General features: G+C 72.8%; 13 protein-coding genes and 2 pseudogenes. 1 reads left to right on the forward strand and 14 read right to left on the reverse strand.

Translation table 11 applies throughout. The annotated features are described in order from the left end of the window. Positions 1–123: 123 nt before the first annotated feature. From ACQCO7_RS00725 to ACQCO7_RS00790, 14 genes and pseudogenes are all read right to left on the reverse strand, one after another. Positions 124–1,041 carry an LLM class flavin-dependent oxidoreductase gene (locus ACQCO7_RS00725; RefSeq protein ID WP_464069886.1) on the reverse strand — a complete coding sequence of 306 codons (918 nt, stop codon included), beginning with the start codon at positions 1,039–1,041 and terminating at the stop codon, positions 124–126. A 64-nt stretch (positions 1,042–1,105) separates the two neighbouring features. Beyond that, a complete protein-coding gene (locus tag ACQCO7_RS00730) occupies positions 1,106–2,128 on the reverse strand; it encodes a methyltransferase (protein ID WP_464069887.1) in 1,023 nt (340 codons plus the stop codon). Between the two features lie 157 nt (positions 2,129–2,285). Further along, entirely contained in the window at positions 2,286–2,729 is a 444-nt protein-coding gene (locus ACQCO7_RS00735) for a nuclear transport factor 2 family protein (protein WP_464069888.1), read from the reverse strand. Beyond that, on the reverse strand, positions 2,726–4,225 hold the full coding sequence (locus tag ACQCO7_RS00740) for an FAD-dependent monooxygenase (protein WP_464069889.1): 1,500 nt from the start codon (positions 4,223–4,225) through the stop codon (positions 2,726–2,728). Before ACQCO7_RS00740 ends, ACQCO7_RS00735 begins: the two co-directional genes overlap by 4 nt. Then, positions 4,222–4,911 (reverse strand): antibiotic biosynthesis monooxygenase, encoded by a 690-nt coding sequence (locus ACQCO7_RS00745; protein ID WP_464069890.1) that lies wholly within the window; start codon positions 4,909–4,911, stop codon positions 4,222–4,224. Before ACQCO7_RS00745 ends, ACQCO7_RS00740 begins: the two co-directional genes overlap by 4 nt. Further along, on the reverse strand, positions 4,902–6,230 hold the full coding sequence (locus tag ACQCO7_RS00750; RefSeq protein WP_464069891.1) for an FAD-dependent monooxygenase: 1,329 nt from the start codon (positions 6,228–6,230) through the stop codon (positions 4,902–4,904). The genes ACQCO7_RS00745 and ACQCO7_RS00750 overlap by 10 nt, the downstream gene beginning before the upstream one ends. Continuing rightward, the gene (locus ACQCO7_RS00755) at positions 6,227–7,168 is read right to left on the reverse strand and encodes an aromatase/cyclase (RefSeq protein ID WP_464069892.1); all 942 of its coding nucleotides are present in this window, start codon (positions 7,166–7,168) and stop codon (positions 6,227–6,229) included. The genes ACQCO7_RS00750 and ACQCO7_RS00755 overlap by 4 nt, the downstream gene beginning before the upstream one ends. A 32-nt stretch (positions 7,169–7,200) precedes the next feature. Further along, complete coding sequence (gene fabG / locus ACQCO7_RS00760) at positions 7,201–7,983, reverse strand: 3-oxoacyl-ACP reductase FabG (RefSeq protein ID WP_464069893.1); 783 nt, start codon at positions 7,981–7,983, stop codon at positions 7,201–7,203. Continuing rightward, entirely contained in the window at positions 7,980–8,255 is a 276-nt protein-coding gene (locus ACQCO7_RS00765) for an acyl carrier protein (RefSeq protein WP_010359929.1), read from the reverse strand. The genes fabG and ACQCO7_RS00765 overlap by 4 nt, the downstream gene beginning before the upstream one ends. Before the next feature lie 61 nt (positions 8,256–8,316). Next, positions 8,317–9,528, reverse strand: a complete 1,212-nt coding sequence (locus ACQCO7_RS00770) for a ketosynthase chain-length factor (RefSeq protein WP_464069894.1) — start codon at positions 9,526–9,528, stop codon at positions 8,317–8,319. Beyond that, positions 9,525–10,796, reverse strand: coding sequence for a beta-ketoacyl-[acyl-carrier-protein] synthase family protein (locus ACQCO7_RS00775; protein ID WP_464069895.1), 1,272 nt, complete (start codon positions 10,794–10,796; stop codon positions 9,525–9,527). The genes ACQCO7_RS00770 and ACQCO7_RS00775 overlap by 4 nt, the downstream gene beginning before the upstream one ends. Continuing rightward, positions 10,793–11,122: a TcmI family type II polyketide cyclase gene (locus tag ACQCO7_RS00780; protein ID WP_464069896.1), complete on the reverse strand. Its 330-nt coding sequence runs from the start codon at positions 11,120–11,122 to the stop codon at positions 10,793–10,795. Before ACQCO7_RS00780 ends, ACQCO7_RS00775 begins: the two co-directional genes overlap by 4 nt. Before the next feature lie 219 nt (positions 11,123–11,341). After that, on the reverse strand, positions 11,342–12,325 hold the full coding sequence (locus ACQCO7_RS00785; protein ID WP_464069897.1) for a hypothetical protein: 984 nt from the start codon (positions 12,323–12,325) through the stop codon (positions 11,342–11,344). A 98-nt stretch (positions 12,326–12,423) separates the two neighbouring features. Further along, a pseudogene (locus ACQCO7_RS00790) lies at positions 12,424–13,034 on the reverse strand (SRPBCC family protein). On the opposite strand from ACQCO7_RS00790, the pseudogene ACQCO7_RS00795 reads away from it, so the two are divergent. Continuing rightward, positions 12,922–13,414 (forward strand): annotated as a pseudogene (locus ACQCO7_RS00795) (TetR-like C-terminal domain-containing protein); the annotation flags it as partial. The pseudogenes ACQCO7_RS00790 and ACQCO7_RS00795 overlap by 113 nt on opposite strands. Between the last annotated feature and the right edge of the window lie 7 nt (positions 13,415–13,421).

Genomic DNA, 13,421 nt, shown 5'->3' on the forward strand with positions numbered 1-13,421 from the left:
GACGACCGACTCCCGGAAGGCGCCTGCCGGTCGGCCCGCCATCGGCCACCGCCTCGACCACCAGCCGACCCCCGGCGGACGACTCACCGGACGGCCAGCCACCGGCGGTCGGCTCATGGACGTTCACCCTTTGGCGACCGCCTCGCGAACCGCCGGCACGATTTCCTCGGCCCAGCGGGCGAGGCCGGTTTGTCCCGATGGGTCGCCGGAGGCGTAGTACACGAATCCGGCGGCGCCGTGTTCGAGGACGGCCTCGGTCAGTTCGGTGATCCACTGGTCGACGGAGCCCCCGAGCCACCGGCCGGACGCGTCGCGCGGGGTGTTGACGGGGGTGTCGGTGATCCGGGCGGGCAGGTTGAAGACGGTCACGACGTCGGCGGGGTCGCGCCCGGCGGCCCGGGCGGCCTCGTCGACGATCGGCCGCGAGGTCCGGTACCGGTCGCTGTGCCAGTCCGCCGCGTTCCCGGGAATCCACCCGTCGGCCGAACGCCCGGTCACCGCGAGGGACTTGGGCCCCACGGACCCCGTCCAGACCAACGGCGCGGGAACCGGCGCGGGATCGAGCCCGACGACCCGGCTGAACTCGCCGTCCAGGCTGACGGATCGCGCCCCGCCGCCGGACAGCTCCCGCACCAGCCCGACCGCTTCCTCCAGCGCGCGCACCGCGGCGGCCGGCTCCAGCCGCGGGGCCCCGAAGCGCTCGATGTCGTCCCAGTAGCCCCCCGCGCCGATCCCGAGTACGACCCGCCCCCCGGAGAGCGCGGACAGCGTCGACAAGGTGCGGGCCAGCAACGGCACGGGCCGCGTCGGCAGGTTGGTGACGGTCGTGACGCCGGTGATGTTCCGGGTCCGCCCGAGCAGCAGCCCGAGCGCCCCGTACGCCTCCAGCCGGTCCCCGTAGTACGGGTGATCGGACAGCGCGAAGAAGTCGAGCCCCGCCCGGTCGGCGTACTCGACCCGCTGGACGACACCCGCCGCGTCGGCGACGGCGACCCCGGGTCCGATCCCGAACCACAGCTTGCGTGCGAGCCGTTCTGTCATGAGCTTCTTTCCTCGGTACGGAACATCGGTACGGCGTACGGGAGTTGACGGCGCCGCCGGGAGATCAGGCCCGGACGGCCTCGACGACACTGCAATGGCCGCCCGGCACGATCCGCGTGAGCCTCAGCCCCGCGTCGGCGAGCAGTGCCCCGAACTCGGCGGCGGTCCGCTGCTGTCCCCCGGCGACGACGAGCATGTCGAGGTCCATCAGCGAGACGGTCGGCGAGGGACGCGGCCGGTCCGGCAGCACGGCCTCGACGAGCAGCACCTGGCCCCCCTCGGCCAGCGCCTCCCGCGCGTTGACCAGAATCCGCCGGGACTGCTCGTCGTCCCAGTCGTGCAGGATGTTGGAGAAGATCACGGCATCGGCGCCGCCCGGTACGGACTCGAAGAAGTCCCCGGCGACCAGCTCGGCCCGCTCCGCGACCCCGGCGTCCCGCAGCGGCTGCCCGGCGGAGGCGATGACCTCGGGACGGTCGTAGAGGATTCCCCGGGCACCCGGCGCCGAGGCGAGGACGGCGGCGAGCAGCGCGCCCCGCCCGCCCCCCGCGTCCACGATCGTCCCGAACCGCCCGAAGTCGTACGCGGCGACCACCGGCGCGATGATCTGCCGCGACGCCTCGGTCATCGCCCGGTCGAAGACGCCGAGCACCTCGGGGTGGTCGTGCAGGTAGTCCCAGACGGATTTCCCGAGCACCTCGGGGAACGCGGTGTGCCCGGTGCGGACGGCGTCCGCGAGCCCGGCCCAGGCGTACCGCTCGGCGGGCAGCCCGGTCCAGATCGCGAAGTTGCGCAGGCTCGCCGGGCTGTCGGCGCGCAGGGTGTCGCCCAGCGGCGTCAGCTCGAAGATCTTGTCGTCGTGTTCGGTGAACAGGCCGATGTCGGCGCCGGCCCGCAGCAGGCGGTAGAGGCTGGGCGCGTGGGTGTCGGTCGCGGCGGCGATCTCGGCGAGCGTACGGGGTCCGTCGGCGAGCGTGTCGGCGACGCCGAGTTCGGCGGTCGCGCTGACCGCCTGAGCGAGCCAGCCGGCCGTGATGATCTGCAACACCTGTACGGGCAGGGGGAGTTCGCTGGTGCCAGGGGGCATGACGGGGTTCCTCACTGGGCTGCGGGAGTGGCCGGTGGGGTCCGACCGGGACACACCGACAGGCCCGGATCAAGTCTGTTGGGGCCGGTCGGGCCGGACAAGACGCGTCGATGTCAGGTCTTTGCGCGGTACGTCAGATCTCTGTCAAATCGCGAGGTCAGTGGCCCGGCGCCCGGCCTTCGTGCCACACGAGGTCGAACACGAAGCGCTGGATGCGCCAGCCGTCGGGGGTGCGGACGGCACCGGCCTCGTAGTGCCCGCCGATGGTGAAGTGCTCGGCGGGCGCGGCGGCCTCGCGGACGTGGACGGCGGTGAGGTGCGCGCGGATCGTGGCGCGGTCGCCGTCGAGGTCGATGGTGTAGTTGGTGGCGGTGTGGTGGGTGCGTTCGAAGGTGGTGCGGGCGAGTTCCTGGAACTCGGTGAGACCGGCGGTCCCTTTGTACTCGCCCATGGGGAAGGTGAGGTGGGCGTCGTCGGTGAAGACCTCGCCGAACCAGTCGTCGCGGTGGCGGTCGCGGTCGAGGTGGGTGACGTAGAGGTCGGCGAGGGCGGTGAGGTCGGCGCGGTCTCGCAGGGCGCCCACGAAGTCGTCGGTGCTCATGCCGGTGCTGCCTTTCGGTCGGAGGGCGTCCCGAACCACCGGTGCAGGGCGGCGCTGAGCCCCTCGCCGTCCGGCGTGTCCGAGGCCCAGGCGGCGTGTCCGTCGGGGCGGATCAGCAGGGTGTGCAGGCCGCGCAGGTCGTCGTCGGGACCGTCGGCGGGCTTCGGGGTGGCGGTGGTGACGGTGACCCGGTCGTGCCAGGGTGCTGCTGCCGCCCGCAGCCCGGGGTCGTCGGCGAGGTCGAGGAGGACGCCGCGCGCGGGGTGCAGGAGCCGGGTGGTGGTCGTCTCCCCCGCCGGTCCGGTCAGTACGCGAGGTGCGACGCGGCGGCCCAGGAGGGGGTGGCCGTCGCCGAGGTCGTACCGCACGTCGAGACCGCTGACGGCCCCGGCCAGATGCCGTTTCACGTCGTCGTGCTCAATGAGTTCGGCGAACAGCGCGCGCAGCGGGTCGGACTCGCGCCCGCCGAGGAAGACCGTGCCCTGCGCCCGGGTGTTGAGCAGCAGCCGGGCGCCCGCCGGGTGGCGTTCGGCGTGGTAGGTGTCGAGGAGATGCGCGCGCCCGGTGACCTCGGCGGCGAGCTTCCAGCCCAGGTTGAAGGCGTCCAGGATGCCGGTGCTCATGCCCTGCCCGCCGGCCGGGAGGTGGATGTGCGCGGCGTCCCCGGCGACCAGGACCCGGCCCGCGCGATAGGTGGCCGCCTGCCGGGTGGCGTCGGTGAAGGAGCTGACCCACTCGGTGTCCGCGTCGGAGATGTCCTCCCCGGTGAGCCGGAGCCAGGCGTCCGCGACCTCGGCGAACGTCACGGGCGCCGCGTCCTCGCGGGGCGGTGCCCCGTCCGGGCAGACGATGATCCGGTCCACGGTGTCGGTGAGGGGAGCCGCCATCACCATGCCGTGTTCGAGGCGTTCCCCGAGCGGCCGGGGCCGCAGCGAACGGCCGACCACGTCCGCGAGGTACATCACGCGGGACGCGGGCGTACCGGGGAACCCGATCCCGGCGGCCTCCCGCACCGCGCTGTGCCCGCCGTCGGCACCGACGAGGTAGGCGGCCCGCAACCGGCGCGGCCCCGAGGGAGTCTGTACCGCGACCGACACGGACGAGTCGTCGGCCGACAGCCCCGTGAACTCCCACCCCCGGTGGATGACAGCACCGAGTTCCCCCGCCCACGCCTCCAGCACCGCCTCGGTACGCGACTGCGGTATCCCCCGCGCCCCGAAGTGCGCCCCCGGCAGCACGGTGTAGTCGAACCGCACCCCGCCGAAGTGCCCCACGGGGCTGGTCTCCGGCGCCTCACCGGGTCCGAACCTCGGCAGCAGCCCCCGCTGGTCGAACGCCTCCATGGCCCGCGCCGTGAACCCCAGCCCCCGTGACTGCCCGGTGGGTTCGGCCAGCCGCTCGACGACCGTCACCCGCGCCCCGCCCAGCCGCAGTTCGGCGGCGAGCGTCAGCCCGGTCGGCCCCGCGCCGACGACGATGACGTCCGTGTCGCTCATGCCGGCGCGTCCTGCGCCGACCGCGAATGCGTCACGCGGTACGTGTTGGCCTGCCGTCCGGTGACGAGGGAACGCGCCCGCTCCCGCCCCGCACGGATGTCGGCGGGCCGCTGCTCCTCGGGCAGCGTGTGGAACGCGTCGTACGCCTCTTTGCCGTCCCACTGGGCGTAGTTGACGATGAACGTGCCGTCCACGCCACGGAAGTAGGTGTGCGAGCGGTAGCCGGGGACCGTCGTGATCCACTCGTCGGGCTTGGCGAGGGTCTCCAGGAGGTCCTTCTGGTCCTCGGGCCGGGTGTCGAGGACGATCACCACGGTGTAGTCGTCGCGTTCCGGCGAGATCCGGATGCCGTCGTCGAGCCCGGGGTGGTGCTGGGTGAAGGCGAGTTCGGTCTTCAGCAGGCGTACGGTGCGGGCGAGTTTGTGGAACAGCGGCACGGTCTTCTGCTGGAACTTCTGTCCCTCGTAGCGGGCCTGGAGGGCGGCGGCGCTGCGCCACTGGATGTAGTTCACGGTGCCGGGCTCGTCCACGCCGGAGTGCAGCGTCGAGGAGACCCAGCCGGGGTAGTCGGCGTTGTCGATGATGTCGCGCATCGCGTCGAGGACGTCGTCCTGGAGCGGCCGGGTGTCCGTCTCGAAGAGGTTGAACACGGTCAGGTAGCCGTCGTCGGGCTTGATCAGGGGCATGGTCGGGGTTCCTTTCGGGCGGGTCCGAACCAGCGGTCGTACACCTCGGGCGGCGGCGCCTGGTCCGGGTCCTCCCACACGACGTGGCCGTCGGGTCGTAGGAGGGTCCAGGTCTCGGCGTGCGCGTGGGGGAGGTCGCGGTCCGGTGGGTCGCCGGGGCCGAGGAGCAGGCCACGGCCGGCGTGCGTCAGGTGCGGGAGATGTACGCCGGTGTCCAGGCCGCCGATCGTGGCTGCGAGCCTGGCGCGGACCGGTTCGTACGCGAGCAGTTCGGTGAGCAGCGCGCGCACCGGGTCGACCTCGGGCCCGCCGAACAGCAGGGTCGCCTGTGCCTCGATCGAGGCCAGGACGCGCACGCCGGCCGGGTGGCGTTCGGCGTGGTAGGTGTCGAGCACATGAGCGCGCCCGGTGACCTCGGCGGCGAGTTTCCACCCCAGGTTGAAGGCGTCCGCGAGGCCGAGGTTGAGGGCCTGGCCGCCGATGGGCGGCTGCCGGTGCGCCGCGTCCCCGGCGAACAGGATGCGGCCGTGCCGGTAGTGGGTGAGCTGGCGGGTGGTGTCGTCGAAGGCGTTCACCCACAAGGGGGTTCCGCCGCTGATGTCCTCGCCGGTGACCCGTTTCCAGGCGCGCACGATCTCGTCGTAGGCGGGCGCGCCGGTCCGTGCGGGGACGGGTGCGCCGTGCTCGTGCACCATCACCCGGGTCACCCCGTCCGCGCGGCGCGCGGCGATGGCCAGCCCGTCCGGCAGGCGTTCGAAGCGCCGGTCGGGTACGTCGATCCCGTCGACGTCGGCCCGCAGCAGTTCCCGGCGCGCGTCGTGGCCGGGGAAGCCGGCGCCGACCAGGCCGCGTACGGTGCTGTCCTGGCCGTCGCAGGCGACGAGGTAGGCGGCGCGCAGGACGCCGCCTGCGGTCTCGGCCTCGACGTACTCCCCCGCATCGGTGACCGCCCGCACCTCGTGGCCGCGCCGGACGTCGGCGCCCAACTCCTCGGCCCACCGGCCCAGGAGGCGTTCGGTGTCGTACTGCGGGACCTTCCACAGGCCGGGCCTGCTGCCGGGGAGCGTCAGGTCGAGGGGGATGCCGGCGAAGTGGCCGCGCGGGTCGCTCGCCGGGGTGTCGGCGCCGTCCCACAGGCCCCGGCTGTCGAAGATCTCCATCGTGCGGGCGTGCAGGGTGGAGGCGCGGGACTCGGTGGTGGGGGCCGCCAGGCGTTCCAGTACGACGACCCGTGCGCCGCCGAGGCGCAGTTCCCCGGCGAGCAGCAGGCCGACCGGGCCCGCGCCGACGACGATGACGTCCGTGTCCGGTGCGGTCATGGCCGGTGCTGGTTCTCGGCGTACGCCTTGGCGTGGCCGAGGGTGGCGAGGCTGTTGGTGGACAGGGCGGTGTGGACGTAGGTGCGGGCGTCGTCCACGGTCGCGTCGGCGCCGAGGACGGCGGTGATGGTGTCGGTGTTGAGGCTGACGGTGTGCTGGGAGGAGGCGACGGTGCCGGCCCCGGTCTCCTCGAACGTCCACACCCCGGTGTGCAGGGTGAGCAGGGCGGGCAGGGTGACCTGCTTGTAGGCGATGCGGTGGTGGGGGAAGGTCACGCGGTACGACTTGGTGGTGTGCGTGGAGCCGTCCTTGGCGCGGGTGTCCATCTCCAGGGTCTGGAGGCCGGGGGTGTCCTCGGTGAGGCGTACGGACGCGACGTGCGGGAGCCGCTGCGCCCACAGTCCTGCTTCGTCGACGAAGGCGAAGAGGTCCTTGGCGGTGCCGGCGACGGTGACGCTGTCGGTGAAGGAGAACGTCAGGTCGGCGGCGGCGTGCGCGGCCTCCACGTTGGTGCGCAGGGCGGCGAGTTCGGAGCGGCTGTTGCGGTCCACGGCCTCGTCGATCCAGGCGAGGCTCTGCGGGTCGTCGTCGAGGGCGCGGTAGTCGTGGGTGAGCCGGACCCGTGCGTGCCGCTCGTCGAGGGGTTCGATGATCCAGGCGCCGCCCATCGCGGCGACCGGCGGGGCGCTGATCTCCTGGCGGAAGGTGATCCGCAGGGCCTGCGGGTCCAGGGTGCGGCGGGAGGTCCAGTTCTTCGTCTCGCCGTTCGCCGTGGCCCAGATCCGGATGCGTTCCTCGCCGCCGCCGTGCTCGACCTGGTCGACGTGGATGGTGGGCGGGAAGATCCGGGGCCAGTTCTCCACGTCGGCGATGAGTCGGTAGACGGCTTCGGCGGGCGCTGCGACGGTGATCTCGTGCTCGACCTCACGGGTCGTCATGGTCGTGACTCCTACGGGGCTCGGTGGGCGGATCAGAAGTTGCCGAGGCCGCCGCAGACGTTGAGGGCCTGCGCGGTGATGGAGGCGGCGGTGTCGGAGGCGAGGTAGCCGACGAGGCCCGCGACCTCCTCGGGGGTGGAGTAGCGGCCGAGGGGGATCTTCGCCTGGAACTTCTCCAGGATCGCGTCCTCGGTGGTGTCGTACGCGGTGGCGTACCCCTGGCGGACGCGCTGGGCCATGGGGGTCTCGACGTAGCCGGGGCAGACGGCGTTGACGGTGATCCCGGTGGGCGCCAGTTCGTTGCCGAGGGCCTTGGTGAAGCCGACGACGCCGTGCTTCGACGCCGAGTACGGCGCTCCCAGGACCACGCCCTGCTTCCCGGCGGTGGAGGCGATGTTGATGATGCGGCCCCGGTCCTTGTGGCGCAGTCCGCCGGCCGTGAGGACCTCGCGGGTCAGCCGGAACACGCTGGTGAGGTTGGTCTCGATGACGTCCTCCCACAGCTCGTCGGAGAGGTCGGCGGTCACGCCGCCGCCGGAGCGGCCCGCGTTGTTGACGAGCACGTCGATCGGCCCGAACCGCTCGACGGCGGCGCGCACGAAGCCCCGTACGGCCTCCGGGTCGCGGACGTCGACGGTCGTCCCCGCGACGTCGAGGCCCTCGGCGAGGAGTTCCTTGACGGTGGTCTCGACGTGGTCGGCGTCACGGGCGCCGATGAACACGCGGTGCCCCTGTCCGGCGAGGAGCCGGGCGACGGCGAGGCCGATGCCGCTGGTGGCGCCGGTGACGAGGGCGACGCGGCCGGTGTCGGTCATCGGGTCCTCTCGGGGGAGACGGTCAGCAGGTCGTTGACGACGCCGATGAGGGCGCGCGGTGTCAGGGTGTCGGTGAGGACGTCGTCGTCCAGGGCGATGCCGTACGTCCGCTCGATCCGGCCGCCGGTCTCCAGGAGGGCCAGCGACTCGTAGCCGAGCGCGGTGAAGTCGGTGTCGAGGACGTCGCCGTCGAGGTCGACGCCCTCGTCGGCGCCGGCGGCTTCGAGGAGGATGCGTTTGAGGTCGTCGAGGGTGAACTTGTCGGCGGACAAGGGGGGTTCCTTTCGGGTGGGGGGACTTCCGGTGGGGCGTTTTCTGGGGGGTGCTCGGTGTTCAGGGCTTGCGCAGCACGACGGCCGAGTTGAAACCGCCGTGGCCACGGGCCAGGACCAGGGCCGTACGCAGTTCGGCGCCGCGCGGCCCGTCGGTCACGAGGTCGATCGCGTAGTCGGGTGCGGGCCGGACGTTGACGGCGGCCGGGATCACGCCGTCGCGCAGGGCGAGCAGCGCGGTGGCGAGGTCGAGCGGCGCGGCGCCGGAGTAGAGGCGGCCGGTCATCGTCTTGGGGGCGCTGACCGGGACGCCGTACGGGCCGAAGACGGCGGTCAGCGCGTCGGCCTCGGCGCGGTCGAGGTCGGGGGTGCCGGCCGCGTCGGCGAACACGACGTCGATGTCGGATGCCTGCAACCGCGCGTCGGTGAGGGCGAGTTCGACGGCCCGGCGCAGTCCCGGCGGGCGTCCGCTGCCGGGCCGGGGGTCGAAGGTGGCGCCGTACCCGGCGATCTCACCGTAGGAGTGCGCGCGGCGTTCGCGGGCCGCCTCGGCGTCCTCCAGGATCAGGATCGCGCCGCCCTCGCCGGGGACGTGGCCCTGGGCGCCGGGGTCGAAGGGGAGGTACGCGCGGTCGGGGTCCTCGCTGGTGCTGAGCCGGCCCCCGGCGAGCTGCGCGACCCACCCCCACGGGCACAGGGAGGCGTCCACGCCGCCGGAGACGACGAGCCGGGTGCCCTTGCGGATCTGCCGGCGGGCCTGGGCGACGGCGTCGAGGCCGCCCGCCTGGTCACTGACGACGACCCCGCTGGGGCCCTTCATGCCGTTGCGGATGGAGATCTGGCCGCTGTTGACGGCGTAGAACCAGGCGAACGACTGGTACGCGGACACGTACTGGCTGCCCTGCCCCCAGAGTTTCCGCAGTTCGTTCTGCCCGAACTCGAAGCCGCCGGACGCGCTCGCGGTGACCACGCCCATGTCGAAGGAGTCGAGGTCGCCGGGGTGGACGCCCGCGTCGGCCAGCGCCCAGTCGGCGGCGGCGAGGGCGAGGCGGGTCATCCGGTCGGTCTGCGGGACGAGGCGTCCCGGGAGGTGGTCCTCGGCGGTGAACCCGGAGATCTCCCCGGCGAGCTTGGCCGGGTAGCCGGAGGGGTCGAACCGGGTGAGGCGCCCGATGCCGCTGCGCCCGGCGCGGGTGGCGGCCCAGTGCTCGCGCGCCCCGAGCCCGGCCGGCGAGGCGACGCCCAGGCCGGTCACCACGACGGCGCCGCTCACGCCGCCTTCCTCTCCGGGTCCGCGAGGACCATCGCGCTCTGGAACCCGCCGAACCCGCTGCCGACGGTGAGCACGACGTCGGTGAGCTGGTCACGGGCGTCGATCGGCACGTAGTCGAGGTCGCACTCGGGGTCGGGGGTGTGCAGGTTGGCGGTCGGCGGGACGGTGTCGTACTCCATCGCGAGGACGGACGCGGCGATCTCGATGGAGCCGATGGCGCCCAGGGAGTGGCCCACCATCGACTTGATGGAGCTGACCGGCGTGCGGTAGGCGTGCTCGCCGAGGCTGCGCTTGAACGCGGCGGTCTCGTGGCGGTCGTTCTGCTTGGTGCCGGAGCCGTGCGCGTTGATGTAGTCGACGGCCTCGCCGGGCAGCCGCGCCTCGTCGAGGGCGACCCGGATGGCCTCGGCCATCTCCAGGCCGTCCGGGCGCAGGCCCGTCATGTGGTAGGCGTTCGAGCGGGTCGCGTACCCGGCGATCTCCGCGTAGATGTGGGCGCCGCGCCTGCGGGCGCTGTCGAGTTCCTCCAGGACGAAGACGGCGGCGCCCTCGCCGAGGACGAACCCGTTGCGGGTGCCGTCGAAGGGGCGCGAGGCGTGGGCCGGGTCGTCGTGGCGGGGTGTGGTGGCCTTGATGGCGTCGAAGCAGGCCATGGTGATCGGGGAGATCGGCGCGTCCGAGGAGCCGGCGACCATGACGTCCGCGGTGCCCTCGCGGATCAGCTCGGCGGCGTACCCGACGGAGTCGATGCCGGAGGTGCAGCCGGTGGAGACGACGGTCGCGGGCCCCTCGGCGCCGACCGCCCACGCCACCTCGGCGGCGAACGAACTGGGCACGAGCTGGTCGTACAGGTGCGGTGCCGCGTACACGTGGTCGACGAGGTCGAGCCGGCCGCCGTCGCTGACGACGCGGTACTCCTCGTCCAGGCTCATCGTCGCGCCCACCGCGCTGCCCACGGTCACGCCGGTGCGGTAGGGGTCGAGGCGGCCGAGGTCGATGCCGCTGTCGGCGACCGCGCCGCGCGCCGCGACCACCGCGAACTGGGCCGCCCGGTCCATCCGCCTGACCTCCTGCGGGGTCAGGCCGTGCTCGTACGGGTCGAAGTCGATCTCGGCCGCCACGCGGGAGCGGAACGGCGTGGGGTCGAAGAACGTGATCCGCCTCGTCGCGGTGCGTCCCTCGCTCAGCAGGTTCCAGAAGTTCTTGGCTCCGACGCCACCGGGGGCGAGGACCTCCAGGCCGGTGACGACGACACGGCGAGCGCTCACGCGGACGCCTCCCACGCGTAGAACCGGGTCGCCTGCGCGTCCGCCGGGGAGCGCCAGGTGGCCGGGTCGTACGCCCCGATGTACGGCTTCAGGTCATTGCTGATCCCGATGAACCGGGGGTCGGTCCGCGCCTCCTCGATGCGCTCTCCCCCGTTGTCCTCGTCGAAGTCCTGGAGATGGAAGTACAGGCCCCGGTAGTGAAACAGCTGCCGGCGCCTCGTGCCCATCCGGTGCGGCATCTCCGTCGCGTCGAATCCGGCGAACAGGTCCGCCACGTTCGTACTCGCGCCGGGTTCCAGCCTGGCGACGATCAAGGTGCTGTGCATGTACCCACTCCCCGCGTCTCGTGATACGCCTGCCTTCGGCTGCGGTGCGCGGGACCCCTCAACTGCCCACGCCGCCCCGCGACTTCAAGCCTCCGGGGGCGGGGTGCCTGGTTCAAGACAGGCCGGTTCAGGGCTTCGTCAGGGTTTTCCGGGGTGGTACGGGGGGAGGTCAGAACGGCGCAGGAATGTGCGGGGCGTGTCAGAGGGGGGTGAGGACGCCTACCGGAAGAGGCCGCCCGGCAAAGGTTCCGGTCCACAAGCATCCGCCAACCGCCTCAAGGTCCGCTCGAACGTCTCTCGGTCCGCCCGGAACAGGGAGTTGGGGAGCGGGGGGAGCGGGTCGTCGCGGAGCACGTCCCTCGGGATACGGCCCGACACGGGCACCGGCAGGGACGCCCGGGGAGAGACCAGCCACAACCACACGCCGAGCGGCAGGGGGACGAGGTGCGCCGGGCCGGTGGGGGCCCAGGTCCGCCCTGTCCTGGGATGGACCGGTACGAGGAGGATGTCGGCGCCCGTTCCGCGAGCGGGCCGCCCCGGCCCAGCCAGAACGGCGCGCCGCCTCAAAGGCCCCGCCGGCAGCAGGGCGTCGAGCGCGCGCTGGAACACATCGGCAGCCATCCCAGCGGGCACCTCCACCCGCTGCCCCCGAGAGGCAACCACGAGATGGGCCAGCCCCTGCCCGACCGCCGCCTCCCACCGCGGACTCCACGACCAGTAGTGCCCCGTCCCCAGGGCCCCTCCCCAGGTACCGATCGGCTCGAACGGGGGCGTCGGCTCCCCCGTCCGGACCAACTCCGCCCAGGAGAGGGGCTCAGGGGGCGAAGTGTCGACGGGGACACGGCGCACGGCGTCCGCATCGAGCCGCACTTGCTGCCAGAGCGAGCAGTCGTCGATCCGGGTGGCCACAGGGAGGTCGCACGCCCCGCACGCCATGTTGGGCCCATCGGCTCCGTCCAGACCGCAGCAGGCGCCCCCACGCTTCTCCGGAATCAGCCGGGTCCTCCGCATATCACCGGGTGCGACAACACTCTCCCCCGCCTCGTCCCCCGTGGATCGGTCCACGGCGAACGTCCCCGGCTCCATGAGCACCGGAAGCTGCACGCCGTTCCCGTACTTCTGCCGGGCGTGAACCGGCAGCGCGACCTCGTACAACGGCCCGGTCACCTCGGCACCGCACCCCGCACACACGAAAACGAACAAACGCCCTCCGCCTGACAACCAGAGGAATCGTGGCAGCTCACCGCCGACCGGCCAACGTGTTTTCTCCTGCGAGCCCCAGGTGTCACCGGCGGACCGCTTCACCCCTCCGCCCCGTCGGCTTCCGCAGCCGCCTTCAGGGCGCGCAGCCACTCTTCGAGCCTCGCGCCGAGCGCCGCCGTCGCGGTCGGTACGTCCGTCTCGATCTGACCGCCGGTCCACGTCTCTTCCGTGTGGACGCGCACGCCGTCCCCGGTCTCGGTGAACGTCCACAGGTGCACGCCCTCGTCGATCCGCAGCCTCTCCCAGATCGCCGGGCCGCTCCACAGGACGCAGTGGTGGAGGTGATCGTGAGGGTGGTGGCCGGTGCCGGTGTCGTCCAGCGGAAGCGGGAGCCCGGCTTGAGGCGGCCGGGGTCAAGGCGTTCGGCGGTGAGGACGGGGGCTGCCAGGAGGGCCAGCGTTCGACGCCGGTGAAGCTTCCAGACCGCATCGAGCAGCGCCTTGATCACGGTGCCGGACGTGTAGCGGATGAGGGCGCCGGGGTCGACGCCCCGGCCACCGCACCGGTTCGGGGTGGGCGGTCGGAGCGGTACTTCGGCGGGCCGCGACGAGCTGATCACCGAGTTGGTCCGCGACGCGTACCGCAGCCTCGCCGACACCTTCCGCACCGCAGCCGAGTCCGGCGCCGACCTGCCCGCGCTCGCGCACACCCTGCGTGAATGGGCCCTGCGCGACCCGCAGCGCTCCTTCCTCATCTACGGCACCCCCGTCCCGGGCTACGAGGCCCCCGACGACACCACCGCGATCTCCTCCGAGATCATGGCGACCCTGCTGGACACCGTCGCCGCCCTGCCCCCGGCGGCCCGGCGACCCCGTTCGACGCCCACCTGGCAGCGCACCGCGACTGGGCGGGCGAGACCCTCCACCGGGCGCTGATGTTCTGACCCGGCGGCACGGCGCCCTGTTCCTGGAACTCTCCGGCCGCTTCACGGGGATGGGCGTCGACCCCGCGCAGTTCTACGCCGCCGAGGTGGACGCGATGGCAGGGGCGGGGAATGCTTCTGACGCGCACGCCCCGACCGACGGCTGAGGAGACA

This window comes from Streptomyces saintjeani, from assembly GCF_055409605.1.

Coding starts and splice junctions, on each gene's coding strand:
- ACQCO7_RS00725 (WP_464069886.1), bottom strand. CDS start 1,041: ATGACAGAACGGCTCGCACGCAAGCTGTGGTTCGGGATCGGACCCGGG.
- ACQCO7_RS00730 (WP_464069887.1), bottom strand. CDS start 2,128: ATGCCCCCTGGCACCAGCGAACTCCCCCTGCCCGTACAGGTGTTGCAG.
- ACQCO7_RS00735 (WP_464069888.1), bottom strand. CDS start 2,729: ATGAGCACCGACGACTTCGTGGGCGCCCTGCGAGACCGCGCCGACCTC.
- ACQCO7_RS00740 (WP_464069889.1), bottom strand. CDS start 4,225: ATGAGCGACACGGACGTCATCGTCGTCGGCGCGGGGCCGACCGGGCTG.
- ACQCO7_RS00745 (WP_464069890.1), bottom strand. CDS start 4,911: ATGCCCCTGATCAAGCCCGACGACGGCTACCTGACCGTGTTCAACCTC.
- ACQCO7_RS00750 (WP_464069891.1), bottom strand. CDS start 6,230: ATGACCGCACCGGACACGGACGTCATCGTCGTCGGCGCGGGCCCGGTC.
- ACQCO7_RS00755 (WP_464069892.1), bottom strand. CDS start 7,168: ATGACGACCCGTGAGGTCGAGCACGAGATCACCGTCGCAGCGCCCGCC.
- fabG (WP_464069893.1), bottom strand. CDS start 7,983: ATGACCGACACCGGCCGCGTCGCCCTCGTCACCGGCGCCACCAGCGGC.
- ACQCO7_RS00780 (WP_464069896.1), bottom strand. CDS start 11,122: ATGCACAGCACCTTGATCGTCGCCAGGCTGGAACCCGGCGCGAGTACG.